Source organism: Flavonifractor sp. DFI.6.63, assembly GCF_024462255.1.
GTDB classification, from domain to species: domain Bacteria; phylum Bacillota; class Clostridia; order Oscillospirales; family Oscillospiraceae; genus Lawsonibacter_A; species Lawsonibacter_A hominis.
Window position 1 is genome coordinate 1 of sequence record NZ_JANGBE010000045.1, and the last position, 26,435, is coordinate 26,435.

At 61.4% G+C, this 26,435-nt stretch carries 28 protein-coding genes and 1 other RNA gene; 17 read left to right on the top strand and 12 right to left on the bottom strand.

Going from position 1 to position 26,435, the window contains the following annotated elements; all coding sequences use genetic code 11:
* Positions 1-205 precede the first annotated feature (205 nt).
* On the bottom strand, positions 206-1,672 hold the full coding sequence (locus NE547_RS16475) for an AAA family ATPase (RefSeq protein ID WP_243204790.1): 1,467 nt from the start codon (positions 1,670-1,672) through the stop codon (positions 206-208).
* Between the two features lie 223 nt (positions 1,673-1,895).
* Here NE547_RS16475 and NE547_RS16480 point away from each other — a divergent pair, with 223 nt between their 5' ends.
* Complete coding sequence (locus tag NE547_RS16480; RefSeq protein WP_186908116.1) at positions 1,896-2,837, top strand: Ig-like domain-containing protein; 942 nt, start codon at positions 1,896-1,898, stop codon at positions 2,835-2,837.
* A gap of 49 nt (positions 2,838-2,886) precedes the next feature.
* On the opposite strand, the gene NE547_RS16485 is transcribed toward NE547_RS16480, so the two are convergent.
* The 6 genes from NE547_RS16485 to gap all read right to left on the bottom strand — a co-directional run bounded on the left by NE547_RS16485 (position 2,887) and on the right by gap (position 6,865).
* Positions 2,887-3,108, bottom strand: a complete 222-nt coding sequence (locus NE547_RS16485; protein ID WP_186908117.1) for a hypothetical protein — start codon at positions 3,106-3,108, stop codon at positions 2,887-2,889.
* A 4-nt stretch (positions 3,109-3,112) separates the two neighbouring features.
* Positions 3,113-3,748, bottom strand: coding sequence for an ABC-2 transporter permease (locus NE547_RS16490; RefSeq protein WP_186908118.1), 636 nt, complete (start codon positions 3,746-3,748; stop codon positions 3,113-3,115).
* Between the two features lie 10 nt (positions 3,749-3,758).
* Entirely contained in the window at positions 3,759-4,403 is a 645-nt protein-coding gene (locus tag NE547_RS16495; protein WP_186908119.1) for an ABC-2 transporter permease, read from the bottom strand.
* Positions 4,391-5,260 carry an ABC transporter ATP-binding protein gene (locus tag NE547_RS16500; protein WP_186908120.1) on the bottom strand — a complete coding sequence of 290 codons (870 nt, stop codon included), beginning with the start codon at positions 5,258-5,260 and terminating at the stop codon, positions 4,391-4,393. Before NE547_RS16500 ends, NE547_RS16495 begins: the two co-directional genes overlap by 13 nt.
* Positions 5,260-5,637, bottom strand: a complete 378-nt coding sequence (locus tag NE547_RS16505; protein WP_186908121.1) for a GntR family transcriptional regulator — start codon at positions 5,635-5,637, stop codon at positions 5,260-5,262. The genes NE547_RS16500 and NE547_RS16505 overlap by 1 nt, the downstream gene beginning before the upstream one ends.
* 214 nt (positions 5,638-5,851) lie before the next feature.
* Positions 5,852-6,865 carry a type I glyceraldehyde-3-phosphate dehydrogenase gene (gene gap / locus NE547_RS16510; RefSeq protein WP_256176481.1) on the bottom strand — a complete coding sequence of 338 codons (1,014 nt, stop codon included), beginning with the start codon at positions 6,863-6,865 and terminating at the stop codon, positions 5,852-5,854.
* Positions 6,866-7,153: 288 nt separating this feature from the next.
* Between gap and NE547_RS16515 the strand changes: the two genes are divergently transcribed.
* From NE547_RS16515 to NE547_RS16550, 8 genes are all read left to right on the top strand, one after another.
* Entirely contained in the window at positions 7,154-7,948 is a 795-nt protein-coding gene (locus NE547_RS16515; protein WP_186908123.1) for a sensor histidine kinase KdpD, read from the top strand.
* A 280-nt stretch (positions 7,949-8,228) separates the two neighbouring features.
* Positions 8,229-9,404 carry a cation diffusion facilitator family transporter gene (locus NE547_RS16520; protein ID WP_186908124.1) on the top strand — a complete coding sequence of 392 codons (1,176 nt, stop codon included), beginning with the start codon at positions 8,229-8,231 and terminating at the stop codon, positions 9,402-9,404.
* 210 nt (positions 9,405-9,614) lie between these two features.
* Positions 9,615-10,304 (top strand): response regulator transcription factor, encoded by a 690-nt coding sequence (locus tag NE547_RS16525; protein ID WP_186908125.1) that lies wholly within the window; start codon positions 9,615-9,617, stop codon positions 10,302-10,304.
* The gene (locus NE547_RS16530; protein WP_256176482.1) at positions 10,301-11,752 is read left to right on the top strand and encodes a cell wall metabolism sensor histidine kinase WalK; all 1,452 of its coding nucleotides are present in this window, start codon (positions 10,301-10,303) and stop codon (positions 11,750-11,752) included. Before NE547_RS16525 ends, NE547_RS16530 begins: the two co-directional genes overlap by 4 nt.
* Positions 11,753-11,761: 9 nt before the next feature.
* Positions 11,762-12,949, top strand: coding sequence for a S1C family serine protease (locus NE547_RS16535; protein ID WP_186908127.1), 1,188 nt, complete (start codon positions 11,762-11,764; stop codon positions 12,947-12,949).
* Positions 12,950-13,118: 169 nt separating this feature from the next.
* Positions 13,119-14,279, top strand: a complete 1,161-nt coding sequence (locus NE547_RS16540) for an amidohydrolase (RefSeq protein ID WP_256176483.1) — start codon at positions 13,119-13,121, stop codon at positions 14,277-14,279.
* A gap of 133 nt (positions 14,280-14,412) precedes the next feature.
* Positions 14,413-15,081, top strand: coding sequence for a sigma-70 family RNA polymerase sigma factor (locus NE547_RS16545; protein ID WP_353845870.1), 669 nt, complete (start codon positions 14,413-14,415; stop codon positions 15,079-15,081).
* Positions 15,071-15,682, top strand: a complete 612-nt coding sequence (locus tag NE547_RS16550) for a hypothetical protein (RefSeq protein WP_256176484.1) — start codon at positions 15,071-15,073, stop codon at positions 15,680-15,682. Before NE547_RS16545 ends, NE547_RS16550 begins: the two co-directional genes overlap by 11 nt.
* A gap of 222 nt (positions 15,683-15,904) precedes the next feature.
* Here NE547_RS16550 and NE547_RS16555 read toward each other — a convergent pair whose 3' ends face one another.
* Positions 15,905-16,156, bottom strand: coding sequence for a hypothetical protein (locus NE547_RS16555; protein ID WP_256176485.1), 252 nt, complete (start codon positions 16,154-16,156; stop codon positions 15,905-15,907).
* 312 nt (positions 16,157-16,468) lie between these two features.
* Between NE547_RS16555 and NE547_RS16560 the strand changes: the two genes are divergently transcribed.
* The 3 genes from NE547_RS16560 to hpf all read left to right on the top strand — a co-directional run bounded on the left by NE547_RS16560 (position 16,469) and on the right by hpf (position 17,942).
* Positions 16,469-16,855, top strand: a complete 387-nt coding sequence (locus tag NE547_RS16560) for a DUF134 domain-containing protein (RefSeq protein ID WP_256176486.1) — start codon at positions 16,469-16,471, stop codon at positions 16,853-16,855.
* Positions 16,855-17,256 (top strand): NifB/NifX family molybdenum-iron cluster-binding protein, encoded by a 402-nt coding sequence (locus NE547_RS16565; RefSeq protein WP_256176487.1) that lies wholly within the window; start codon positions 16,855-16,857, stop codon positions 17,254-17,256. Before NE547_RS16560 ends, NE547_RS16565 begins: the two co-directional genes overlap by 1 nt.
* Positions 17,257-17,396: 140 nt before the next feature.
* Positions 17,397-17,942, top strand: coding sequence for a ribosome hibernation-promoting factor, HPF/YfiA family (gene hpf, locus NE547_RS16570; RefSeq protein WP_186908132.1), 546 nt, complete (start codon positions 17,397-17,399; stop codon positions 17,940-17,942).
* Positions 17,943-18,384: 442 nt separating this feature from the next.
* On the opposite strand, the gene ssrA is transcribed toward hpf, so the two are convergent.
* From ssrA to NE547_RS16590, 4 genes are all read right to left on the bottom strand, one after another.
* Positions 18,385-18,732: a transfer-messenger RNA gene (gene ssrA / locus NE547_RS16575) on the bottom strand.
* Between the two features lie 154 nt (positions 18,733-18,886).
* Positions 18,887-19,408: a peptidylprolyl isomerase gene (locus tag NE547_RS16580; RefSeq protein ID WP_256176488.1), complete on the bottom strand. Its 522-nt coding sequence runs from the start codon at positions 19,406-19,408 to the stop codon at positions 18,887-18,889.
* 24 nt (positions 19,409-19,432) lie between these two features.
* Positions 19,433-19,924 carry an SsrA-binding protein SmpB gene (gene smpB / locus NE547_RS16585; protein WP_186909011.1) on the bottom strand — a complete coding sequence of 164 codons (492 nt, stop codon included), beginning with the start codon at positions 19,922-19,924 and terminating at the stop codon, positions 19,433-19,435.
* Between the two features lie 37 nt (positions 19,925-19,961).
* A complete protein-coding gene (locus tag NE547_RS16590) occupies positions 19,962-20,456 on the bottom strand; it encodes an adaptor protein MecA (protein ID WP_186909012.1) in 495 nt (164 codons plus the stop codon).
* Between the two features lie 205 nt (positions 20,457-20,661).
* Here NE547_RS16590 and NE547_RS16595 point away from each other — a divergent pair, with 205 nt between their 5' ends.
* The 5 genes from NE547_RS16595 (at position 20,662) to NE547_RS18445 (ending at position 26,205) form a co-directional block, all read left to right on the top strand.
* A complete protein-coding gene (locus NE547_RS16595) occupies positions 20,662-21,198 on the top strand; it encodes an NUDIX hydrolase (RefSeq protein WP_186909013.1) in 537 nt (178 codons plus the stop codon).
* A 21-nt stretch (positions 21,199-21,219) separates the two neighbouring features.
* Complete coding sequence (locus NE547_RS16600; RefSeq protein ID WP_186909014.1) at positions 21,220-21,924, top strand: response regulator; 705 nt, start codon at positions 21,220-21,222, stop codon at positions 21,922-21,924.
* 329 nt (positions 21,925-22,253) lie between these two features.
* Positions 22,254-24,035: an ATP-binding protein gene (locus NE547_RS16605; protein WP_186909015.1), complete on the top strand. Its 1,782-nt coding sequence runs from the start codon at positions 22,254-22,256 to the stop codon at positions 24,033-24,035.
* On the top strand, positions 24,022-25,377 hold the full coding sequence (locus NE547_RS16610) for a hypothetical protein (RefSeq protein WP_256176489.1): 1,356 nt from the start codon (positions 24,022-24,024) through the stop codon (positions 25,375-25,377). The genes NE547_RS16605 and NE547_RS16610 overlap by 14 nt, the downstream gene beginning before the upstream one ends.
* 3 nt (positions 25,378-25,380) lie before the next feature.
* On the top strand, positions 25,381-26,205 hold the full coding sequence (locus NE547_RS18445; protein WP_287879272.1) for a hypothetical protein: 825 nt from the start codon (positions 25,381-25,383) through the stop codon (positions 26,203-26,205).
* Positions 26,206-26,435: the final 230 nt, after the last annotated feature.

Genomic DNA, 26,435 nt, shown 5'->3' on the forward strand with positions numbered 1-26,435 from the left:
CGGACAGGGCTCGATTCTTGCAGAAAAGTCGCCCTGTCCGTCATGAGAGGTGTCATTTCCGACGCGCATGTCGCCGGAAATGACGGAGTTTCCTTTCCTTCCGTCGTCTGCGGACGACTCAACTCTGAGAGGCTCTTCTCCAGGAGGGTTTTTCAACAGCCTGAACAGCCCCCGGCATAGCCGGGGGCTGTTGAAGCATTCCGATTCAGGTCCCTTCCGTTTGGGCGCCGTCGTCCTCTCTGAGATCGGCCAGGGTCAAGGACATCAGGTCCTCCTTGCCGGGAGCCTCCAGAGCGGCCACACGGTCGGATTGGCGGGAGACCGCACGTTCGAAAACATTGCGCACATCACGGGCGTTTCCGAAGTTCTCGTCCCGTTCCTCATACAGCTCGCGGAAATACGTTCCGGCGTATTCTTCTGCTTCATCACTGAGCGTATATCCGTTTTTTGCGCACATGGACTGAAAAATGGCCATGAGCTGCCCGCCATTGTAATCTTCAAAGTAAAAATATTTGTTGAAGCGGCTCTCCAGGCCGGGGTTTGCGTGGATGAACGTTCCCATCAGCTCGGTGTACCCGGCCACAATGACGATCAGGTCGGCGCGGTGATCCTCCATGCCCTTGAGCAGCGTCTCGATGGCTTCCTTCCCGAAGTCGTTGGGGGCATCCTGATTGGCCAGGGCATAGGCCTCGTCGATGAAAAGAACCCCGCCCAGCGCTTTTTGGATCACCTCGCCCGTCTTGATGGCCGTCTGTCCCACAAACCCGGCCACCAGGCCGGAACGGTCCACCTCCACCAGCTGGCCCTTGGAGAGGACCCCGATGGCATGGTAAATCTTCGCCAGCAGGCGGGCCACGGTGGTCTTGCCGGTCCCGGGGTTGCCCAGAAAGACCAGGTGCAGAGACATGGGGGGAATGGGCAGCTCATGTTCCTGACGCAGCTTGCGCACCTTGACCAGGTTGATCAGGCTTTTCACATCGGCCTTGACCTTGTCCAGACCGCACAGCCCGTCCAGCTCGGCCATCAGCTCTTCCAGGCTGGGAGCGGGCGCCTGCTCCGCCTCGGTCTGAGGCGCCGCCTCTCCGCCGCCGGCTACGGCGGCGGCGGGGGCCGCCTCATCCCCGGGCCCATCCGCCTCAGGACGTTTGGAAATGAAATCCTTGGCGTCCAGCGGGGCTTTTCCGCCCTTGAGCCCATCCCGGTCGCACAGGGCAGAGAGGCTGTCGGCGCAGGCGTTGACGAATCCCGCCTCCTCCTCGCTGACCACATCGTCCACAGCGGCGAAAAGCAGCTGCATCAGCGTCATCAGGTCGATGAACCGCCGGGCCAGATGGGTACCGGAGACTTTGTCGCTGGCCCGCATGCGGGCAAAAAAGGGAGGCGGCTGAAAGCCGGGGTACTCGCTCACCGCGGTGGAAAGCTCCCAGAACAGGATGGCGGGCACCGGGTTTCCCTTGGTATAGATGGCGTTATAGTACTCCACATGGCGCGGTGTGATGGACGCGCCGTCCCGTCCCCAGACGCCAAGCGTACAGGCACGAAAGAAGATGTCCACCTCCTGGGTGAACTTTATGCGCAGGGTGGCATCGGTGATCTGCCGCCGGAAGGCGGTCACCCCGTCGCTGTATTGCTTATGCACCTCGGCGGCGCTCAGGGATCCCTTCAAGTTCATGCACCTCGTTTCTTTGCTATTATATCCCAAAGACAGGCCCTGCGCAAGAAGTGCTTACGTCTGCCGGTGCTCCGGAAAGAACCGCCGGTCCATCTGTGGAACACCAGACGGGAAGCGGTTGACATAAATGTTAAAAAACCTTTACATTTTGCGCCCCGGCGTTGACGGCTGTGTTCCGAGCGTGTAGAATGATAGCAAAGTATGTCTGAAGGAGGAATTCCATATGGCATCGAAGCGTACTGCCGGTACCCGGCAGGAAATGATTCACTGTGACAGGTGCGGCGAGGATTATGCCGCTTCCTATAAAAGCTGCCCGTTCTGCGACGAGATGGAATATGAGGAGGAAGGCCGTCCGCGGGGCGGCCGGCGGCTGGCGGGCAATACCCGGGGCGGCGGTTACGGCGGCGGCCCTTCCGTCGGACGGATCATCCTGACGGTGCTCTCGCTGGCTCTGATCGTGGCCGCGGTCATGATCGTCATCTCCATCATCAAGCCGCTGGTGGACCGGGGACAGACCACCCTGCCGGAGGATTCTCCGGCTCAGAACACCCAGCAGCTGGATTCCCCGGCGCCCGGCGAGACCGGTACGCCGGAGGATACCACGCCGCCGGAGGCCTCCGCGGAACCTGTAATCCCCGACGATCAGACCGCCACCGGGTTTACCCTGAGCAAGTCTGAGTTTACGCTCAGCGATACCTGGCCGGATCCCATTACCCTGACGGTGACCTTCCTCCCGGCCGGGTCCACCGGTACGATCACATGGACCAGCAGCGACCCGGAGATCGCTTCAGTGGATGAAAACGGCAAGGTGAGCCATGGGACCAAGACGGGGACCGCAACCATTACCGCCGCCATGGCGGGGGGCATCACCCAGACTTGCAAGGTCTACAACTCCGTCACCAGCGGCGCCGCGTCCTCCGCCGGCGGGACCAGTACCGCCCTCTCCCTGAACAAGACGGATTTTACCTTCTCCAGCAAGAGCGAGCCTGCCGTGTATATGAAGGTAAACGGCACCTCCTCCGCGCCCAGCTGGAGCATCGGGGATACTTCAGTGGCCACCATCTCCGCCGACGGCGTGGTCCGGCCCGTGGGCCGGGGCACCACGACCATCACCTGCAAGGTGGACGGGCAGACCCTGAAGTGCATCGTCCGCTGCAACTTCTGAGCATACATACAAAACGACCCGCTCTCCGCCTGTGCGGAGAGCGGGTCGTTTATCCGAAGGCGCGGCGCAGCCGGTCCAGCTGGGCCGGTTCTTCCACCCAGTGCTCCGTGTAACCGCAGTTCAGGCAGACGTGGCGGATGACCGGGATCTTTCCCAGCAGAGTCACGCTGGAAGTGTAGATGTTATTGCCGGAGGCATAGCGCCCCGGCGTGTCCGGGATGCGCAGGATGTCGCCGGCGCCGCACTTGGGACAGCGATGCGTATGCAGCATGCGCTTACAGCTCCTTTCGCTCATAGATGTGCCGGGCGATCCCGTAAGACACGGCAAAGGCGGCCGCAGCCAGGAGCGCAAGAAGCGCCACAGCCGCCCGGGCGGGCGCCTGCGGGAGACGGAGCCCGCCGCGGTGGAGCTGCCACAAAAGCATCCCGCCGCCGACCACGGCAATGCATACCGCCATGATGGCGAAACGCCCCTTTTCAGCTCCATGCTTCAGCAGGACCGGAAGAAGCACCGCATCGATGCCCAGTGCCACGCTGCCGCAGCATAGGACGGCATACAGGGCGGTGGGGAGGGGCTCTCTCAGCAGCCCCAGGCCCACCAGCAGGGTGATGAGAGCCGACACCAGCAGCAAGCCCAGCAGCAGAAGCAGGAGAGAAAAGAGGTACTTGGCGGCCACCACGCCCCGCCGCCCCGCCGGGGTGGCGGCGGCGTATTGGCCCCAGCGGGCCTGCTCATCATAGGAAAACGAGGTGATGGGGAGCATGGTGGCAAAAAGAACCACCATGCCGGGCAGGATGGAGGCGCTCAGGAAGCCGCTGACTGCGATGACCGTATAGAAGACGGCGAGCACCAGAACGTACAGCAGCTGCTTTTTCAACAGGAGAAAGTCTTTATAGATCAGCGCGTACATATCCGCTCCCTCACAGCTCCTTTTTTTCGTAGATCCCCTGGGCGATCCAGTAGGAGAGCACGAAAGTGCCCACGGCCAGGATCGCCAGCAGGGCGGGCAGGGCGTTTGCCAGCCAGGCGGGCGGCCGGGGCAGGCCGCCCTGCTGCTGGGCCAGCTTGCCCAGCAGCATGCAGCCCCCGAAAATGACGATGAAGAAGATCATGCTGATGGTACGGCTCTTTTCCGCGCCGAACCGGAACAGCAGCGGCAGGAGGATGGCGTCCATGACCATGGCCACGCCCATACAGGCCCCCACGGCTGCCAGCAGGTCGGCAAGCGGCTCTGTGAGCAGCCCGGTCAGCGACAGGATCGCGGCCAGAACGGCTACCAGGACGGCGCAGGCTGCCAGGACCAGCAGCGTAAAGAGGTATTTGGCCGCCACCACGCCGCTCCGACCGGCGGGGGTGGCGGCGGCGTACCGCCCCCAGTGGGCCTGGTCGTCATAGGCAATGGAGCTCATGGGAACCATCATGGCGATGACCGCCACCAAAGCGGAGAGAATGGAAGCGGGGAACACACCGGTCACGGCCAGTACGCCGTAGACCACAAAGAAGGCCAGATAGTAGCCCAACTGCTTTTTCATGACAAAAAAGTCCTTGCAGATCAGTCCGCGCATGACGCATCCCCCTTTACGGTGAAGAGCATGATCTCCTCCAGAGTCACAGGGTCCACTGTGAGCTGCGGATAACGGCGGCAGAACGCGCGCCGGTCTTTGATCAGCGCTTCGCAGCCAAACTGGCTCACCCGTTTGCCGGCCAGCAGGGCCGGGTCCACCGCAGCCAGGTCGCTCCGGGCGCAGACCAGCCGCCCGTAGGTGTCCAGCAGTTCATCCTTGGCGCCCTGCACGGCGACCTTGCCCTTGTGCAGGTAGGTCACGTAGTCGGCCACCTTTTCCAGATCGCTGGTAATATGGCTGGAGATGAGGATGGCATGCGTTTCCTCCTGGATGAACGCCAGAAACTCATCCAGGATCTCGTCCCGCACCACCGGGTCGAGCCCGCCGGTGGCCTCATCCAGGATCAGCAGCCGGGGCCGGGCGGACAGCGCCGAAGCGATGGAGAGCTTCATTTTCATCCCCTTGGAGTATTCCTTGATGGTCTTATCCCGGGGCAGGCCGAATTTGCGCAGATAATCCTCGAAGCACGCGCTGTCCCAGCGCCGGTAGATCCTGGACAGGATTTTCCCCACCTCGCAGGCGCGGAGGGTCTCATGGAAGGTGCACTCGTCCAGCACGACCCCGATCTGCTCCTTGACGGCGCGCTCCTCTCTGAGATTGTCCATGCCCAGCACCCGGATGGTCCCGCTGTCCCGGCGGATCAGGTTCAGAATACATTTGATCGTGGTGGATTTACCGGCGCCGTTCTCGCCGATCAGGCCCATGATGGTACCGCCGGGAACGGCCAGGGATACGTCGTCCAGGCGGAAGGAACCGTACTGTTTGCTCAGATGTTCGATCTCCAATGCGTAGTTCATCATGACTCGTCTCCATATAAAAGGTTGAGGGTCTCGGTCATTTCGCCCAGAGTGACGCCGCCGGTCTTGGCTGCGTCCACTGCCCGGGAGAGATGTTCTTCCACCCGGCGCAGGGTATCCTCCCGCACCAGCTCCAGGTTGCGGGGGGCAACAAAGCACCCTTTTCCCGGAATCGTGGTCAGAAAGCCGTCCCGTTCCAGTTCTTCATAGGCGCGCTTGGTGGTGATCACGGAAATACGCAGCTCCTTGGCCAGCAGCCGCATGGAGGGCAGGGCCTCGCCCTCCCGCAGCTCGCCCCGCAGAATGAGGCCCTTCACCTGCCGGGTAATCTGGTCATAGATGGGTATGCCGCCGGAATTGCGGATGATGATGTCCATGATGCACCTTCTTGTTGTTTTACTGTATATATTCAGCATGTACAGTATATACGCAGCGGGGACGTTTGTCAATAGGATGCGACCATTTTATCCGTCAAGACAGAACGGCGGCCTGGGACAGGGAATCCTATCCCTGCTTCTTTTTGGTTTTTCGAAAAAACGGAGAAAGCGGAAGCCGCATGCGACTTCCGCTTTCTCCCTGCTTTAGAATGGATTACTTGTGGTCCACACCGTACATATACTGGATCAGGTCCAGTACCTTGTTGGAGTAGCCCATTTCGTTGTCATACCAGGACACGACCTTCACGAAGGTGTCGGTCAGGGCGATGCCGGCGCCGGCATCGAAAATGGAGGTGCGGGGATCGCCCAGGAAGTCGGAGGAGACCACGGCGTCCTCGGTATAGCCCAGGATGCCCTTCAGCTCGCCCTCGGAGGCGGCCTTCATGGCGGCGCAGATCTCATCGTACTTCGCGGGCTTGGCCAGGTTGACGGTCAGGTCCACCACAGACACGTCGAGAGTGGGCACGCGCATGGACATGCCGGTCAGCTTCCCGTTGAGGGAGGGGATGACCTTGCCCACGGCCTTGGCGGCGCCGGTGGAGGAGGGGATGATGTTGCCGGAAGCCGCGCGGCCGCCGCGCCAGTCTTTCTTGGAAGGGCCGTCCACGGTCTTCTGGGTGGCGGTGGTGGAGTGGACGGTGGTCATCAGGCCCTCGGTAATGCCCCAATTGTCGTTGAGGACCTTGGCGATGGGGGCCAGGCAGTTGGTGGTGCAGGAGGCGTTGGAGACAAAATTCATGCTGGGATCATAGGCAGTGTTGTTCACGCCCATCACGAACATGGGGGTGTCGTCCTTGGAGGGGGCGGACATGACGACCTTCTTGGCGCCGGCGTCAATGTGAGCCTGGGCCTTCTCCTTGGTCAGGAACTGACCGGTGGACTCCACCACATACTCGGCGCCCACCTTGCCCCAGGGAATGTTCTTGGGGTCCATCTCAGCGAAGAAGGAAACCTCTTTGCCGTTGACGATGATGGAGTGGTCGGTATAGCTGATCTCGCCCTGGAACTGACCGTGCATGGTATCGTAACGGAGCATGTAGGCCATATAGTCCGGCGTCATGAAAGGGTCGTTGATGCCGACAAACTCAATGTCAGGGCGGCTGATGCCGGCGCGGAACACCAGACGACCGATCCGGCCAAAGCCATTAATGCCAACTTTGATGCTCATAATGAATCTCTCCTTCGTTCTAAATGATTTCTTAAGTCTGTTTTTTTCAGCGCGCCTTCATTATAGACTAATCCTCTGCGCTTGAAAAGAGGAAAAACCGAAAAGTTAATGGGAAATTTGAATGAATTTGCGAGCCGGTTATCGGTAAACGTTGCAGTTTCGACATTTTTCGATCTTTTTCTTGTGCGGCAGACCAATATTTGGTATACTGACCTCGTATCGCAGTTTTGATCCGCTTTTGCACATGCTATCAGTGCTCGACCGTCCATACGAGAGGAGGGCTCGGCGTTGGAGCCGTTATTGGAGGAATGGGGGCCGCTTCTGGTGGAGCAGCTCCGGGAACAGCTGAACAATTTAACTGCGGCGGCGCAGCTTTTAACTCCGGTTGTGCAGGAGTCCGGCGAGGAACGCCACCGGCAGTATCTTGCCATTCTGAACCAAAGCGTATACCGTATGACCCGTACCCTGAACAATGCGGAGTATGCCCAGCTGCCGGAAGGGGAACCGGCCCTGCGCCGGGCGCCGCTGGATCTGGCGGGCCTGTGCCGGGAGCTGGAGCGGCAGGTGACCCCGCTGGCCGCGCTGGCCGGGGTGCAGTTCTCCTACGAGGAGGAGCGCGCCTGTCTGCTGACGGTGGGGGACGCCGCCCTGCTGCGGCGGATGCTGCTCAACCTGATCGCAAATGCCCTGGGGGCGGCGGGGAGCGGCGGGCAGGCCGGACTGCGGCTGGCCGATGCCCGGTCGGCGGCGGTGCTCACCGTGTGGGACAACGGTCCCGGGCTGCCGCCGTGCGCGGAAGAGCGCGGCGCAGAAAGCCTGCTCCGCAGGCCGGACGGCCTGGGGCTCGGGCTGAGCATCGCCCGGCGTGTCGCATCCCTCCACGGCGGCGCGCTGGTTTTGGAACAGCGGGAGGGGCGCGGCCTGCGCTCGGTGGTCTCCCTGCCGGTATGCCCGCCGGAGCGGAATCAGATGCTCAAAACGCCCCAAATGGGCTGCGACCCCACCGGCGGTTTTTCCCCGGTATTGGTGGAACTGTCCGGTGTGCTGCCCTACCAGGCCTTTTTGCCGGAGGACGTGGAATAGGCGCGCATACCAGCGTTTGCTGGAGAAGTCCCGCCGCGTTTTGCACCGGTGGCGCGAAACGGCGTTCCACTCTCTCCCGCCGCGGCGCGCCCGGACGGAAGAGGGGGCGAACGCTCCGCAGTGGTTTCGATGGTCTCAGGCATGCGCGGGACGTTTGGTCCCGCGCATGCTTTTCTCTGCCCGTGCCTGAAATGGCTTGGGGCGGGGCTTGACGCTGGCCGGAGGACGTGGGATAATAAAGGGTAAATCCTGGTGCGAATTTGGGCTTGGGAGTGCTGGCATGACCGACTTTTTGATCAAAACTTTCATCCGGGACAGCGAGCAGGTCCACGACCCGGCGGTGCGGGAGCGCTACGGCGTCCTGTCCGGCGTTGTGGGCATCCTGCTCAATCTGCTGCTTTCGGCGGGCAAGCTCTGTGCCGGGGTGCTCTCGGCTTCGATTTCCATCACGGCCGACGCGTTCAACAATTTATCCGATGCCGGTTCGTCCGTGGTGACGCTGGTGGGCTTCAAGCTGGCGGGCCAAAAGGCAGACGACGGCCACCCCTTCGGCCATGGGCGGCTGGAATACCTGACGGGGCTGCTGGTTTCGCTGGTCATCCTGCTGGTGGGCCTGGAGCTGGGCAAGAGCTCTATTGAGAAGATCCTCCACCCGGAGCCGGTCTCGTTCTCCGTGGTCTCTGTGATCATTCTGGCCATTTCCATCCTGGTGAAGCTATGGATGTGCCTGTTCAACCGCCGGCTGGGCCGCCGCATCGGCTCGGCCGCCATGGCCGCCACCGCGGCCGACTCGCTTTCCGACGTGGCGGCCACTTCCGCCGTGTTGGCCGGAACCCTGGTGGGACGGATGACCGGCCTGGCGATCGACGGCTGGGTGGGCGCCCTGGTGGCGGTATTCATCCTGCGGGCGGGCTGGGGGGCCGCCAAGGATACCATCAATCCCCTGCTGGGCCAGAATCCGGACCCGGAACTGGTGCGGAATATCCAGACCACAGTGCTCTCCCATCCGCAGGTGACGGGAATGCACGATCTGATCATCCACGACTACGGCCCCGGCCGGAGCATGATGTCCTTCCATGCGGAGGTGCCCATCGATTCCGATATCATGGAGGCCCATGATGTGATCGACCACATCGAACGGGAGCTGAAGGACCGGTTCGGGATCGAGACCTCGGTGCATATGGATCCCATCGCCACCAACGACGAGCAGGTCAACCGGGTGCGCGCTCAGGTGGCCGCGCTGGTACAGGTCATCGATCCGGCCATGACGATCCACGATTTCCGCATGACCCGCGGCCCCCTCCATACCAACCTGATCTTCGACGTGGTGGTCCCCCATAAGTGCCCGCTCAGCGACGGAGAGGTGGCCGCACGGATCGAAAAGGCGGTAAAGACGCTGGACGACCATTATTTTGTGGTGCTTCAGCTCGACCGCTCTTACGTAAGCGGGCATTAGCCCTGCGGGAGGCGGACAGGGCAGGCAAAACCCCTTTGCCCGATGCTGCGGCATTCTCTTAACAAAAAATTCACCCAACCGCCGCCCGCGGCAGGTATAATGGCAGCAAACGGCCGGGATGCCGGCCGGCGGGCATGAACGATGCGCACGGACCGCTGTGCGTTTGTCGTATCCAAACCAGTAGACCGCAACAAAAAAGGACGGTGCGCTATGGCTAAAAAGGTCCTCATCGTGGAAGACGAAACCAACATTGCCGAACTGCTCCACCTATATCTGGAGAAAGAAGGATTTGACACGGCGGTAGCCGGGGACGGCGGAAAGGGCGTGGAGCTGTTCCGCTCCTTCCATCCGGACCTGGTGCTGCTGGACATCATGCTGCCGATCATGGACGGCTGGTCCGTGCTGAAAAAGATCCGCGAGAGCGATAAGACCCCCGTCATCATGCTCACGGCCAAGGGAGAGACCCAGGACAAGGTGGCCGGCCTGGAGGGGGGCGCCGACGATTATATCGTCAAGCCCTTTGAGATGAAGGAGGTCCTGGCCCGGATCCATGCGGTGCTCCGCCGCTTCGGCGGCGAGGAGGACAGCGGGGAGAAGAAGCTTACCTTCGACAAGCTGGTCATCAACCTGGATTCTTACGAGCTGCTGGTGGACGGCAAGCGGGTGGACACGCCCCCCAAGGAGCTGGAGCTTCTGTACCACCTGGCCGCCTCGCCCAACCGGGTGTTTACCCGCAACCAGCTGCTGGACGAGGTATGGGGCTTCGATTACTTCGGGGATTCCCGCACGGTCGACGTGCACATCAAGCGCCTGCGGGAGAAGCTGGAGGGCGTCTCGGAGCAATGGTGCCTGAAGACCGTGTGGGGCGTGGGCTATAAGTTCGAGGTCGGGGCTGGATGAAAAGCCTGTACAAGCGGCAGTTCGTGATGATGGCGGGGATGATCCTGGTCTCCTTCGCCCTGCTGGGGGCCGCCTTCATCACCCTGTCCTACCGCTATACCGTCCAGGAAAAGCGGGATTCCATGGAGCGCAACGCCGACTATATCGCGGCGTTTACCTCCGCCATGTACTCCAGCGGCTTTAATGTGCGGGACGACGGCTATCAGGTCTACGTCTCCTCCATCGCCCGCATCTCAGACGCCTATGTCCTGGTGACCGCCGCAGACGGACAGGTGATCCTCTCCGCCGACGGGAATACCCTTCAGACCGGCTCTACCGGCTATACCCTGCCCCAAAGCGTGGTGGCGCAGGTACAAAAGGACGGGCGCTTCACCGAAATCACCACCCTGGGCGGACTGTTCCCGGAAAAGCGCTATGTGGCGGGGACCCCCGTACAGGTCAACGCTCTGGATCTGACCACCGGTCAGACCGGGCTGAAGACCATCGCCGTGGTCTACATGGCCGCGGATACCTCCAGCATTACGGAGATGTGGCGGGCGTTCGCCTCCATCTTCTTTTTTACCGCCGTGGTGGTGCTGTGCATCGCCTTCATCACCAGCTCGGTGACCTCCCTGCGGCAGACCAAGCCGCTGAAGGAGATCGCTGATATGGCGCGGAAATTCGGGCATGGGGAATTCGGCGCCCGGGTGAACGGCTATGAAAACCGGCGGGACGAGGTGGGCGAGCTGGCCGAGGCCTTCAACGCCATGGCCGACTCCATCGCCAAGAGCGAGGCCCGGCGCAGCGAATTCGTGGCCAATATCTCCCACGAGCTCAAGACGCCCATGACCACCATCGCCGGATTCTCCGACGGCATTCTGGACGGCACCATCACGCCCAACCATGAAAAGGCGGCCCTGCAGACCATTTCCTCCGAGACGCGGCGGCTCTCCCGCCTGGTGCGGCGGATGCTGGACCTGTCGCGGCTGCAGTCGGCGGAGAACATCACCGCCCAGGAGCAGTTCGATGTGTCCGAGGTGCTGCTGCGGGTGCTGGTGAGCCTGGAGACCAAGATCAACGCCCGCCATCTGGATGTGGATACCCAGATCCCCGAGGGGGCCGTTCTGGTCTGGGGCGACCCGGATTCCATCACCCAGGTGTGTTATAATCTGCTGGACAACGCCATCAAATTCTCCGCCGAGGGCTCCACCCTGGGCCTGAGCATCACGACCAAGGGCGGAAAGGCCTATGTATCGGTACGAAATACCGGTCAGACCATCCCGCCGGAGGAGCTGCCGCTCATCTTCGACCGCTTCCACAAAAGCGACAAATCCCGCAGCGTGGACCGGGAGGGCGTGGGCCTGGGGTTGTATATCGTCAAGACCATCCTGAACAGCCACAAAGAAAACATTACGGTGAGCAGTGAAAATGGTGTGACCGAGTTTGTCTTTACGCTGACGCTGGCCTGAGGAGGCTTTATGCGCAATTATTACGATCAGACTGCGGCGTGGCCGCCCCGCCGGCGGGGCGGCCGAACGGCTGTGGTGTGCTTTCTGATTGCCATTGCCCTGCTGGTGGGCGTGGCCGTGCTGCTCCGCCTGCTGCCGGCGGCGGAGCTGGAGCTGCCCGCCGGGCAGGATGGGGATATACGGCAGCCCTTTGCTCCCGCTGCCTCGGAGCAGCCCACCACCGTGGAGCGGGCCCCTTTGGGCGACGGGACCACGCTGGAGCTGTTCCCACTGCCGGAGGGGGAACCTTTGCGCTTTCAGGAGATCTATCAGGCCAACCTCTCCTGCATCGTCAGCGTGCGGGGGACCAAGGGGAGCAGCATGAGCCTGGGCACCGGCGTGATCATGTCGGAGAACGGATACATCATCACCAATTCCCACGTCATCGAGGGATGCAGCGCGGTGGATGTGGTTCTTTGGGACGAGCGCGTTTATCCGGCGCTGCTGGTCGGCCGGGATGAGCAGACCGATCTGGCCGTGCTGAAGGTCGAATGCACGGGGCTCTCCCCCGCCGACTTTGGAGATTCCGGCCTGCTCCGGGTGGGGGATGTGGCGCTGGCCATCGGCAATCCGCTGGGCGAGGACCTGCGGGGCACCATGACGGACGGCATCATCTCCGCGCTCAATCGGGACGTGAATGTGGACGGGCGGACCATGTCGCTGATCCAGACCACCGCCGCCTTGAACTCAGGCAACTCCGGAGGCGCCCTCATCAATGAATACGGCCAGGTGATCGGCATCACCAATCTGAAAATGCAGTCCTACTATGATACGGTGGAGGGATTGGGCTTCGCCATCCCTACGGCCACCGTCAAAGCGGTGGTGGATACTCTGATCGAAACAGGCGTGGTGACCGGGCGGCCCACCATCGGCATCACCGCGTACACCCTTACGCAGGCCATGGCCGAGGCCAAGGGCCTGCCGCAGGGCGTATGCATCAAAAGCGTTCAGGCGGGTTCCGACGCCTGGCGGCAGGGACTGCGCGCCGGGGACGTGATCGTGGAGGCCAACGGCGTCTCCATTCGGACGATGGACGAATTGCAGGCACTGAAAAACGGGATGCAGGTAGGAGAAGTGCTCTCGCTGCGCTACTGCCGGGAAAACGGCTGGCATACCGCCGACGTGACGCTGGTGGACCAGTACACCCTGGAGGACTGACGAAAAAAAGAGCGCCCCCGAACGGGGACGCCCAAATCAGATCATGCGCGGGAGAATGGAATGAACGCGAAAAAATGGAACCTGCATATTGGCTGAGCTGCAAGCATAGAATACCTTATTTTACCAATTATGTCAATGAGAACTTTTGTCGAAAGGACGCGGATGCCTGATGCTGATTCAGAACGGGGTGGTCCATCCGATGGATGGCCCGGTGATTCCCTGCGGATTTGTCGCGTTTGAGGAGGGAAAGATCACGGCGGTGGGGTCCATGGAAGCCCTGCCCGCCGGGGCCTTCGGCGAGGTGCTGGACGCACAGGGCGGACACATCCTTCCCGGCTTTGTGGATGCCCACTGTCACCTGGGACTGTTTGGAAACGCCCTGGGCTTCGAGGCCGACGACGGAAATGAGGCCACCGACCCCTGTACGCCTCAGCTGCGTGCCCTGGATGCCATCAACCCGCAGGACCGCTGCTTTCAGGAGGCGCGGCTGGGCGGCGTCACCTGCGTGCTTACCGGTCCCGGCAGCGCAAACCCCATTGCCGGGCAGTCCGCCGTCCTCAAGACCACCGGCCGCTGGGTGGATGAGATGGTACTCAAGGCGCCGGCGTGCATGAAATTTGCCCTGGGGGAAAATCCGAAGGCCGTTTATAACGAACGCAAGGAGACGCCCATCACCCGCATGGCCACCGCCGCCCTGATCCGGGAACAGCTCTCCAGGGCGCTGGAATACCGGGATAAGCAGGATAAGGCCCAGGAAGATCAGGATGAGGACATGCCCGACTTTGACGCCAAGCTGGAGGCGCTGTCCGCCGTGGCGAGCGGGGATCTGCCCGCCCACTTCCACGCGCACCGGGCCGACGATATCGCCACGGCGGTACGGCTGAGCCGGGAATTTGGGCTGAGCTATGTTATCGTCCACGGGACCGAGGGCCATCTGGTGGCCGATCTGTTGGCCCGGGAAGGCGTTCCGGTCATCACCGGCCCCTGCCTGACCGACCGCAGCAAGCCGGAGCTGGCGGGTCAGACGCTGGAGAATCCCGCCCGCCTGAGCCGGGCTGGTGTCAAGGTGGCCATCTGCACCGACCATCCGGAGACGCCCATCCAGCACCTGCCCCTGTGCGCTGCCATGGCGGTGCGCTATGGCATGGACGAGGAGCAGGCCCTGGCCGCCATTACCCGCAACGCCGCTGAGATCGCGGGGGTCGGCCGGCGCGTGGGCACCCTCAGCCCGGGCAAGGATGCGGATATCGTCGTTACCAACGCCCATCCCTTTGATTGGCGCAGCCAGATCCGCGCGGTGTTTATCGACGGTCTCCGGGTTCGGGATTAGGCCCTGCCGCTGAAACAGACTTGCGCCGTTCGCGTCCGCAGCCTTCCCGAATGCGGCCTTGCCGCTTGTTCAGCCGCAGCGGGGCGCGCATCCATTTCGCTGAGTGTTCGTAAAACAGTTTCAGGGGTAGTCGTTGGGACTGCCCCTGATTTTTTGCTCTGCGCTGCGCGGCGGTGTGCTGGCGCGCCCTTACGTTGAGAAGCCGCGACCTTTGGCCGTCCCGGAAATTCGAAAAATTTCAGCGATGCTTTGTAACCTTTTATCGGCCTCATTTGTATTATTGGTGAAAAGCTTTTCAAAAGGACTAAGGAACGTGCTTATGAAACCACCCGTCGAGATGCTGATCGAAGAATATCGGAACAGTCTCTATGCAGCGGCATTTAACGTATGTAAAAATGCGCAGGATGCCGAAGATGTTGTTCAGGACACCTTCGTTCAGTACTGGTCGCAGAAAAAAGAGTTTGAAACAGAGCAGCATATACGCGCGTGGCTGATCAGAGTGGCAATCAACAAGGCGAAGAATAAAAACCATACCTGTTTCAGGCGAAACGCTCTCCCGCTGGAGGACTACATGGAGACCTTGCCCTTCGAGTCGGAGGAGTCGTCTGAATTGTTTGAGGCGGTGATGAGGCTTCCGGAAAAGTATCGTATTGTGGTTCACCTGTTTTACTACGAAGATTATTCTGTAAATGAAATCGCAGACATTTTGAAAATTACGCCGGGCAATGTGAAGGTCAGGTTGTCACGCGGAAGAATGTCCCTTCGCAGCACATTAAAGGAGGTATGGGAAGATGACGAATAAGGAAAAATACAAGCAAGCATTTTCTGCAATTCATACCTCTGATGGTTTTTCTTTGGAGGTTGAAATCATGGAACGAACAGCGAAACATCATAAATTCAAAATGATAGCTGCAGTTGCTGCTGCCTGCGTAATGCTGGTAGGAAGCGCCACGGCCGCATATGCTGCAGATGTGGGCGGGATTCAGCGCACCGTGCAGATCTGGTTCAACGGAGACCAGACGATGGCAACGGTCGAGTTTGACGGAAACGGAAACTACGTCATGGAGCATACCGGCGGCGAGGGTGATGTGCAGTATCAGGGCGGCGGAGGAGTTGCCTTCGCACCCGACGGGACCGAAATCCCTTTGACAGAAGAAGACCTTATGGCGCAGATTACGGCGCCCAATGTGGAATACGCGGAGAATGGGACCGTTTGGGTGTACTGGGGTGGCCAGAAGCTTGACATCACGGATAAGTTTGAAAACGACGTCTGCTATGTAAAGCTCGAAAGTGTAGACGATGAGGAAGAACTGTATATGACGGTCAAATACGAAGGCGGCTACGCCACCAGTCCGCATAGGTATGTGAGCCCCAGGGAGTTCGACGGACGGAATCATCCTTAGGGCATCACTGCACAATTCCCCACGCGCGTCTTGGCGGCCAATTCGCACGCGTTGAATCATGCGGTAATGCCTTAGAATAATAAAAGCTCCAAAACCACCTCCCTGCAGATTCCGGCTTGTCGGGAAGCGGCATAAGAAAACCTCCTGTCCGATGATTGGACAGGAGGTTTTCCGTTTTACGAAACACCGCCGTTGGATGCGCGCCCGGTTTTCTTTGGGCGCTCAGCGCGCGGCGACAGCTGCGGCGTCCAGGCGGCGCTGACGGATCTCCAGCATGCGCACAGCGTAGAGAGAATCCGTGATAACCTTTACCGGCTTGGAATAATCCAGCGCGAACAGACCCAGAAAGGACCGGGCGTCCACACGGATCTTCTCATCCGCGTTGGCAATATAGACAGGCTTATCCGCCTGAGCGGCCAGCCGCTGCAACTCCGCAAGCTCGGACATGGAATCGATCTTCAATGTAAGGACCATAATTCATACCTCCTTTATGACCGTGTGAGAGTATAATACACAACCGCCCCCGGCGCAATAGGCAGACTAAACGAAATCAGAAGAATCGTACGAGCCAAAAAGATACAAAAAAGCGGCAAATGAATGGCAAAAATGGAAACTAAACAGTTTTAAAACGCTTTTTTGCTTAACGAATTTGTTGGCTTGTTTCATAGGCACGTAAGGCCGGCCTTAACGGAGAAACGGGCAAAAGAAGAATAAGGATTTTTGTTATTGACATATGCCGGAAACAGAGTATAATAAATGGCATACACCGGAAACGGAGGGAAGCACATGCCGAGGCCCAAAAAATGCAGACGTATCTGCGCCCTGCCCCGCAGCAGCAGCTTCGGCCCGCTGGAGGGGGAGACGGCAGGCGTGGTGGAGCTGGCCCTGGAGGAATACGAGGCCATCCGCCTGATCGACCTGCTGGGATGCACCCAGGCGGAATGCGCCGCACAGATGGAAGTGGCACGTTCCACAGCGCAGGCGGTGTATGACGCGGCACGCACCAAGCTGGCCCGGGCGCTGGTGGAGGGGCGGAGGCTGGTGATTGCCGGCGGCGACTACGCCCTGTGCCCCCACGCGGCAGGCTGTGCCGGACGGGACTGCGTCCGGCGGGGATGCGGGCGCCGCTGCGGGTGCGGCGGATGCAGTCAACACAAAAATGGAGGGAAATGATGATGAAAATTGCGGTTACTTACGAAAACGGACAGGTCTTTCAGCACTTTGGCCATACGCAGCAATTCAAGCTTTACGAGGTGGAGAACGGCGAGCTTGTCTCCAGCTGGGTGGTGGATACCAACGGCAGCGGACACGGGGCCTTGGCGGGCTTCTTGCGGGAGTGCGGCGCGGAGGTGCTGATCTGCGGCGGTATCGGCGGCGGCGCCCGCAATGCCTTGGCCCAGGCGGGGATCCAGCTCTATCCCGGCGTGTCCGGAGACGCGGACGCCCAGGTGGCCGCTCTGCTCGCAGGCAGCCTGCAGTACGATCCCAATACCGTCTGTGCGCACCACCACAATCACGGCGAAGGGCACAACTGCGGCGCACACGGGCACGACTGCGGCGGGCACAGGTGCTAAAGCCCAAAAATGCAATGCCTTTTTCGAAATAGTCTGTGACTTTTTACAAGCTCTGTGGTATAATCAAAGTACGGAGGCCGGGCCTCCGGCCTGCGGAACGACGACAGCCCTCCCCAGGAGGGCGGAAGGAGCTGAAAGCTATGAAGTTCGTGTTCACAGACAAAAAGGTCAACCTGCCGAATAAGGTGCATGCCTATGCCGAGAAAAAGGTGGGCAAATTAGACCGTTATTTTAAGGCGGATGCGGAGGCCGCCGTGGTCTTCAGTGTGGAAAAGGACCGGAACAATGTGGAATTGACCGTCCGTTCCGGCGGCACCATTATCCGCGTGGCTGAGAGCACCTCCGATATGTTCGCTACCGTCGACGCCGCCGTGGCTTCCGTGGAGCGCCAGCTGCGCAAAAACAAGGCGCGCCTGGAAAAACGCCTGCGGGAGAACGCGTTTGAGCGCTGTGTGGATGTGGATGAGGTCTCATCCTTCGCGCCGGAAGCGGAAGAGGATGAGTTCCAGATCGTACGCACCAAGCGTTTCCCCATCAAGCTCATGTCTGCGGAAGAAGCGGTGCTCCAGATGAACCTGGTCGATCATACCTTCTTTGCGTTCAAGAACGCTGAGGCCGACGGCGCCTTCTCGGTAGTCTACCGCCGCAACGACGGCGGCTACGGTCTGATTGAGGACGATATCTGATCCGGAATGGGAGCCCTGGCTTTGACCGGTCAGATGCAATAGGAGGCAATGACAGCACAGGGCATTTTGGTACAAGACTCTCGCTTCGGCCGGAATCCTGTGAAATGGGGACGCCGCCAAGGGTTCACGACCTTGGCGGCGTCCCTGTTTCAAGCGCTGACACGCGTATGGCGATATACAAAGTCCGCGTCTCCAGGTTGCCGCGCCGCCGCCTTTGGGCGCAGGAGGAGACGAAAGCGAAAGTGAGCCTGCCCGGGCATGGACGAGGGGAAGATGCGGCGTAACAAAGGGGAACTTTAAAAAGCCCCCTGCCCGTGCAAAAACTTTTGAAGGCTCCATATCGGGAAGACAAAATGGCTGTCCTGTATCACGTACAGGACAGCCATTCTGATGTATGATACACCAAAGGCGAACCCCTTACAGGGTTCGCCTTGGTGCATTTTGGTGGAGGCGGGGGGAGTCGAACCCCCGTCCGAAAACGTTTCAACGGGAACTTCTCCGGGCGCAGTCGGTCATTTACATTCCCTTACCCAAGCGTGGGCCGACACACTCAGGGGCTTGGTAGCTTCATTGTTCATGGTGCGCTCAAAGCTTTGCGCACACACGTGCACCACTAAACGACGCCCCGTCCCGGCTCGTGGTCCTTCCGGGCGGAACGGTCACGGCTTAAGCCGCGACAAGCTCAACGTTATCGTTGTTCTTTAATTTATAAGTTGCCCATTTTAAGGATGTTAGGCGCATCCGCCCGCTATTCCCGCCTCTGCGTCCCCGTCGAAACCAGTACGCCCCCATGTTGTCGCAAAGTTTATTTCGTTCGGGACGCCCCGGTAGGGGCGCCCCTGGCTTGATTCCCTTGCTCCGCCGCTTCCAGCCGGACCCGCTTTGCGGGGCTTCGGCTGGAAGTGGGGAGAACGGTAATACCTGTTATTTTCGCTGCGCTTTAATCAGCACTGTTCCGGCGCGGGATAATCCACGCCATGGGTCTCTACGGTCACCGTCTTCATGCGCTGGTCCTGATACGGCTTATCCATCCGGTTGCGGTCGGCAGAGACGATGGCGTCAGCCACATCCAGGCCCTCGATCACCTTGCCGAAGGCGGCATACTGACCATCCAGGTGGGGCGCAGGTTCCACCATAATAAAAAACTGGCTTCCGGCGGAATCGGGATGCATGGCACGCGCCATGGACAGTACCCCGCGGCTGTGCTTCAGGTCGTTCGGTACGCCGTTGGCGGAAAACTCGCCCTTAATGCTGTAGCCGGGGCCGCCGGTACCGGTGCCCTGGGGGCAGCCGCCCTGGATCATAAAGCCGGGAATGACCCGGTGAAAGATGAGCCCGTTGTAAAAACCGGACTTTACCAGGCTGATGAAGTTGTTGACCGTATTGGGGGCCACCTCCGGGTAGAGTTCGGCGACCATTTTGCCGCCGTCATCCATCTCAAAGGTAACGATGGGGTTCTGAGCCATTTCAGCCACTCCTTTTATCCTTTGTTATCCGCCGCGGCGGCGGTCCTTCATGGCGCGGTCCATTTCCCGCCGGGCATCCTTGGCGGCGGCGGCGTCCCGCTTGTCATAAAGCTTCTTGCCCTTGGCAAGGCCTACCTCCAGCTTGACGCGGGAGCCACGGAAGTAGATGCTTAGGGGCACCAGCGCGTAGCCGTCCTGCTTCACCCTGGCATACAGCCGCAGGATCTCCCGCTTGTGCATCAGCAGACGGCGGGGACGCAGGGGGTCCTTGTTAAAAATATTTCCCTTTTCATAGGGGCTGATGTGCATCCCATGCACGTGCATCTGACCGTCCTTGGCGATGCAGAAGGAATCTTTCAGGTTCACATGGCCCTGACGGATCGACTTGACCTCGGTGCCCGCCAACTCGATGCCTGCCTCGTATTGATCCTCGATAAAATAATCGTGGTAGGCCTTGCTGTTCTTGGCGATCACCTTGACGCCCCTGCTCTCCACGGAACCACCTCCCCCAGGCATGCGCTTAGATTATTATTATAACATACTTGTCAATATGCTAGACGGGGAAATAGGTGAGCAGAGCGCCGAGCGCGTCCCCGGAAAGGACGGGACGGCCGTGCTCGGCAAGGCGGGCCTCCAGGTGAGGGCGGCCATCCTCCGAGCGGCCGAATTCCGAAAGCTGTGCCGCAGCCTGATCCGCGCCGGCGGGCAGTGAGAGCCAGTAGCGCCCCTCCCACCACAAAAGCTGCGCGTCCGGCCGGGGAACCGGCAGCGCGCGGGCGGCGGAGAGCAGCGGGTCCAGACTGTCGAAGGAAAACCAAAGATGCTCCGGGGCCTGCACGCGGGCAAAGACCAGCACGCCGCAGGCGTTGGGATAGGCCTCGATCTCAATGGAACCATCCAGCGTGATGCCCGCCTCGTGAAACGCGTCCCGGGTCAGCTCCAGGGCCCGCTCCAAGGTCAGGCCGGCCGGGGTCAGGCCGTGCTCCTTCAGGTCGGCCGGAGTGATGTACAGTGCCACGCTGGCATTTCCGATGGGTTGGATGGTCATGGCGCGCCTCCTTACAAGCAGTCGGGTTCGCTCGAATGATGTGCAGCCTCAGGGGACAAAGCGCAATCGGTCGGCAGACTTTATTATAAAAGCTGAAAAACGGTTTGGGTAGCTGTAATGATTGGGCGGATTGGAAAAGGTCAGGGTGGCGAAAGCCCGATAAATATGGTATACTGAATTCAATTTGGAATAGAGGTCGTGCAATATGGAATTGATGGAAAAAACCGTGGAGCGCCACGTGTTGTTTGAGGGCGCGATCGTGACCCTGCGCAGAGACAAGGCCCAGCTGATCAACGGCCAGGTGGTGAGCCGCGAGGTGGTGGAGCACCCCGGCGGCGTGGCCATCCTTCCGCTTTACCGGGACGGCACCGTGAGCATCGTGCGGCAGTTTCGCTATCCCTTCCGGCAGGTCGTCACCGAGCTGCCCGCCGGAAAGCTGGAGCGGGGCGAGGACCACCGTCCCGCCGCCCTGCGGGAATTGGAGGAAGAGGTGGGCGTCCGGGCCGGAGAGCTGATTTATCTGGGGTATCTCTATACCTCCCCCGGCTTTTCCACCGAGGTACTGCATATGTATCTGGCCCGGGATCTGGAGCCGGGGGTATGCCATCCGGACGACGACGAGTTTTTGGAGTGTGAGCGCATCCCCTTTGACCAACTGGTGGAACAGGTGGTATCCGGGGTGATCTGCGACGCCAAGACCGTGGCTCTGGTGCTGAAGGCCAAAGCTTATCTGGGGCGGTAAGCCGGAAAGGGGACGAGACCGATGGCCAAGCGCATCCTGATCGTGGAGGATGAAAAGAATATTGTGGATATCCTCAGCTTCAATCTGGGGCGGGAGGGATATCAGACGCTGGAGGCTTACGACGGGGACGCCGGATTGCAGCTGGCGCTGGAGCAGGACCCGGATCTGATCCTGCTGGACCTGATGCTGCCGAAGCGCAATGGGTTCGACGTATGCCGCAGCCTGCGCGCCCAGGGACGGAGCACCCCCGTCATCATGCTGACCGCCCGGGAGGAGGAGACCGATAAGGTCCTGGGCCTGGAGCTGGGGGCGGACGATTACATCACAAAGCCCTTTTCCATGCGGGAGCTGCTGGCACGGGTGAAGGCCAACATCCGCCGCAGCGAAATGGTGGCCGCCGGGCCCGCCGCCCAGGCGGCCGGACAGCGCGTCGAACTGGGGCGGATCTCCATCGACACCGAGCTGATGGTGGCCTATAAGGACGGCAGGGCGCTGGAACTGACCCAGCGGGAATACGAGCTGCTCAAATTTTTGGGAAGCCAGCGGGGAAAGGTCTTTTCACGGGAAGCCCTCATGGAGCACGTCTGGAATTACGAGGGCTATGTGGGTGACGTGCGTGCCGTGGACGTGGCCGTACGGCGGCTGCGTGAGAAGATTGAGGACGACCCGGCCTCGCCGCAGTTCATCGTCACACGGCGGGGAATGGGGTATTTTTTCAACGCATAAGCTCATGCCTTTGCGCCGGGCGGCCTCGGGGCCCCGCAGGGCGGGGCGCGCCTTTTGGCGCGGGGCGAGCGTTTTGCATCGCAAAACCTCGCTGCCGGGCGAATTCACTTCGCCCGGGCAGATGAAAAAACGGGGTCCCCACGCGGCCTGCCGCGTGGGGGAGGGACGACCCGGCCTCGCCGCAGTTCATCGTCACACGGCGGGGAATGGGGTATTTTTTCAACGCATGAGCTCATGCCTTTGCGCCGGGCGGCGTTCCGTTTGCCTGCGCAGGCAGCAGCGCATAACGGCAGCGCTCCCCTGATTTCCATCCGGAAAGGAGGTGTCCCATGTTCCGCAGCCTGCATATGAAATTGATGCTCATCATGACGCTGCTGATCGTCGCGCTGATGACGGTCGTGGGCGCCTTTCTGATCAATTCGGTGGTCAATTATTATACCCAGGACTTCCACACGCAGATGGCGGAAGCCTTTGGGGACGCCGGTTTCTGGTCCGACCTGACCACCCCCGCCGACGGGGAGGAGGACGGGGCGGCCAGCATCGCCCGGATCCTGAGCACCAACAGCACCCTGGGGATCGACAACCGCAGCCGCAAATGCTATGTGCTGGACGGCAGCGACGCCCGCTATCTGGCGGGCTCGGACCAGCCGGAAAATGTCCGCACACCGGAGCTCTCCCGCAACCTGAGCCGCGCGCTCAATGGAGAGATCGGGGACGACAACGATCCGGCCGCCGCCTATATGGACGTGGCGGTGCCGCTGGAACGCGGGGGGGCCGGCTATATCATCTATGTGCGGGATGACCGCACGACCGTGCAGGCCCTGAACAGCGAGCTGATTACCCTGATCGTGGAGGCGCTGGTCTTCGGGCTGGTGATCTCCGTGCTGCTCTCGTTCCTGCTGTCCAAGACGCTGATCACCCCCATCGAGCGGCTGACCGAAGGCGCCGAGCGGGTGGCGGACGGAGACTTTTCCCATAAAATCGAGGTGGCCTCCCGGGATGAGATCGGCGTGCTGACCAGGACCTTCAACGACATGGCCCGTCAGCTCAAGCAGACGCTGGAAGAAGTGGAGAACGAGCGCAATAAGCTGGGCACGCTGTTCCTGCATATGACCGACGGCGTGGTGGCCTTTTCCTGGGAGGGGGCGGTCATCCAGTCCAATCCTGCCGCCGAACGGCTGCTGGGCCGGGCCATCCCCATCGGCGGGGAGGAGAACTATGATACCCTCTTCGCCCCCATCGCGCCGCTCCGGGGGGTGCTGGCGGTGGAGCAGCCCGGCTATCTGGACGGGGCCATGGATGTGGACGGCCGCAGCCTGGAGCTGCTGCTGGCGCCCTTTGACCCGGAGCGGCTGGGCGGCGTGCTGGTGGTCATCCACGACGTGACGGAGCAGCGCAAGACGGAGGAGATGCGCCGGGAGTTTGTGGCCAACGTCTCACACGAGCTGCGTACCCCGCTGACCAATATCCGCTCTTACGCTGAGACCCTGGCCGACAACGCGGGCGCGCTGCCGCCGGATACCGAAAAGAACTTCCTGGGGGTCATTCTCAATGAGTCCGACCGCATGACCCATATCGTCCAGGATCTGCTGACGCTTTCCCGCTTTGATTCCGGCCGGACCGAGCTCAAGCTGGCCCCCTTTGATTTTGAGCGGGCGGTGCGGGATGTGTACAACGCCATCCTGATGGAGGCCCAGCGCCACGGTCACAAGGTGGAGCTGGAGCTGGAGAACGGTCTGCCCCAGGTGAGCGGAGACCGGGAGCGTATCCTCCAGGTGATGATGAACGTGGTGTCCAACGCCATCAAGTACACGCCGGACGGCGGCAGGATCCGCATATCCGCCGGACGGCTGGGCGCGCGGGTCTGGATGGAAGTGGCCGACAACGGCATCGGGATTCCAAAGGAAGACCGCGGGCGCATTTTCGAGCGCTTCTACCGGGTGGACAAGGCGCGTTCCCGGGAGTCCGGCGGCACGGGCCTGGGACTGTCCATTGCCAAGGAGATCGTGGACCGGCATGAGGGCACGCTGGAGCTGGTAGAGCGTCCGGGGCCCGGCCTGACCGTCCGGCTGACGCTGCTGGTGGAGGGACCGCGCCATGGACATGCTTAAGCGGGTGCGCCGGCGCCGGCGCCGGGTACTGGAGAGCTGCAAGACGCTGCTTATCGTGCTGCTGGCGGTATCGGCCGTGTACCTGGCGGCGCGGGCGCTGGTCTACAGCGGCCTGGCCGACACGGGGCCCAGCGGCTGGGTGGGGACGCTGCTCTCCCTGCTGCGCGGAGAAGCGCAGCCGCCGGCAGCCACTCCGGAGAACGGGCAGCCCGGCATGGCGGCCCAGCCGGTGCGCATTGCCATCCACAGCGGCACGGAGCGGTTTGCCGTCCAGTATGACCAGGGTCAGGTGGATGGGATCTATACTTCCGTGGGCGGGTTGCTGGGGGAAGCGCTGGCCAGCGCCAAGACGCCGCGTCCCATCACGGAGGAGGAGTGGCGGCTTGCCCTCCAGCGCAGCGGGGTGTACTTCGACCTGCTGGGACAGGTGCCGCTGGACGCCCTGTACGCCTGGATGGGCGGAGACGCGGCCAATCCCGAGCTGACCGGGACGGCCCGCCGCCTGCTGGTGGCCAGTACCGCCGGCGCCAACGCCGCCCTTTACTATCATAATGAAACAGACGGCCTGTATTATGCCTGTGAGACGAGCGTGGATTACGCGCAGCGCATGGAGGACGTGTTGACGGGCTACGGCGGAAACAGCGCCACCTTTGCGTTCGAGTTCAGCGCGGACGCGGGCTATGGGGCGCTGGACCCATATGTGCTGATTTTCTCTTCCGCGCCCAATCCACGCAGCTACCGCAGCGCTTCTCCGCTGTCGGCCGGCGATGAGAGCACCCTTACCGCGATCCGGAGCGCCCTTTCCTTCCGCAGCAACTCCTCTTATCCGATCCAGGGGGGCGGTATCATGGTGCGGGAGGACCGGGAGACCCTCCAGATCATGGAGAACGGAGACGTGATCTATCACGCTTCCGAGCCGGCCGCCTCCCGCTATGCGGTGGGGGACGGCTCTGCCGGGAACACCGACGTCATCGAGGCGGCCTGGCGGCTGGCGGACGCCACCCTGGGGAGCCTGTGCGGCTCCGCCCGGCTGTACCTGATGGGGATGGATGAGACGCAGGCGGGCGTGGAGGTGCGTTTCGGCTACAGCCTGGACGGCGCCGCCGTGCAGCTGTATGAGAAGGGCTGGTGCGCCCGCTTCCTGATCCGCAGCGGGAAGATCACCGACTATACCCTTCACTTCCGCAGCTACGAGGAGACTGGAGAGCACACCCTGGTGCTCCGGGAGCGGCAGGCTGCCGCGGCCCTGGCGGCGCTGGGGAGCGGCAGGCGGGAGCTGGTCCTCTGCTACGCGGACGGCGGAGGGGACACCGTGGAGGCCGGCTGGATCGCCGGGGCGTGACGTATGGAATGGTCTAAAATTAAAAATATTGTGCTCCTGATCCTGGTGTGCGTGAACGCCTTCCTGCTGGCCCTGGTGCTTCTGCAGCAGCATAAGACCGCCCGGTTTCAGGAGGAGGCCAGCGCCGGAGCGGTGTCCGCCCTGGCCAACAGCGGCATTGCCTTTCACCTGGAGCGGGTCCCCAGGGATATGGAGCTGGCGGGTCTGAACTTTACGCAGGACCGTTCGGGAGAACAGGCCGCGGCGGAAGCCTTGCTGGGCCGCGTGACGGAGCAGGCGGAGAGCACCACGATGCGCACCCTGTATGCCGGAGCAAACGGCAGCGCCGAGTTTTTCATGAGCGGAGAGTTTTCCGTTGCCCTGGACGCGGGCGTGTACCAGGCCGATCCGGACGAGCTGGAGCGGGCCGGGAGGGACTGCCTGGCGCTGCTGGGGATGGAGGCGGAGTTGGTTTCCCGGGAAACCCGGGAGCAGGAGAGCGTGTGGACCTATCGCCAGCTTTGGGAGGACGTGCCGGTTTTTTCCTGCCAGGTGGAGCTGACCTGGCGGGACGGCAGCCTGGTCCTGCTGCGGGGGCGGCGCCTGGCCGGGAGCGCGCTCCCGGCGGATACCGGGGCCCCGCTCACCACGGCGACCGTGCTGGTGCGCTTTTTGGCCGGACTCAACGAGGGAAACTATGTGTGCAGCAGCATCGATGGGATGCGGGCCGGATATGTCGTTTCCGGCGCGTCCCGGCCCGGGCAGCTCACGCCGGTCTGGCGCGTCGAGACCGATACCGGAGCCTACGATGTGGACGGCGTCACCGGAGCGCTGGTCCCGGTGGAGTAAACAGAAAAAACGTCGTATCCTTCCGGGATACGACGTTTTTTGACGGGTGGGCAGGGCTGTAGCGCAGTTTTTGGAAAAAAATGTATGAAAACGTCCTTCTTTCCCGCCCGGACCGGGCAGGGGTGAAGGAGGGATGCCGAATGGCACAGTATACACCCCATTACGGGCTCCACCAGTGGGAGCCGGAGGACAGCTTTTTACGGGAGGACTTCAATCAGGATCTGGCCAGG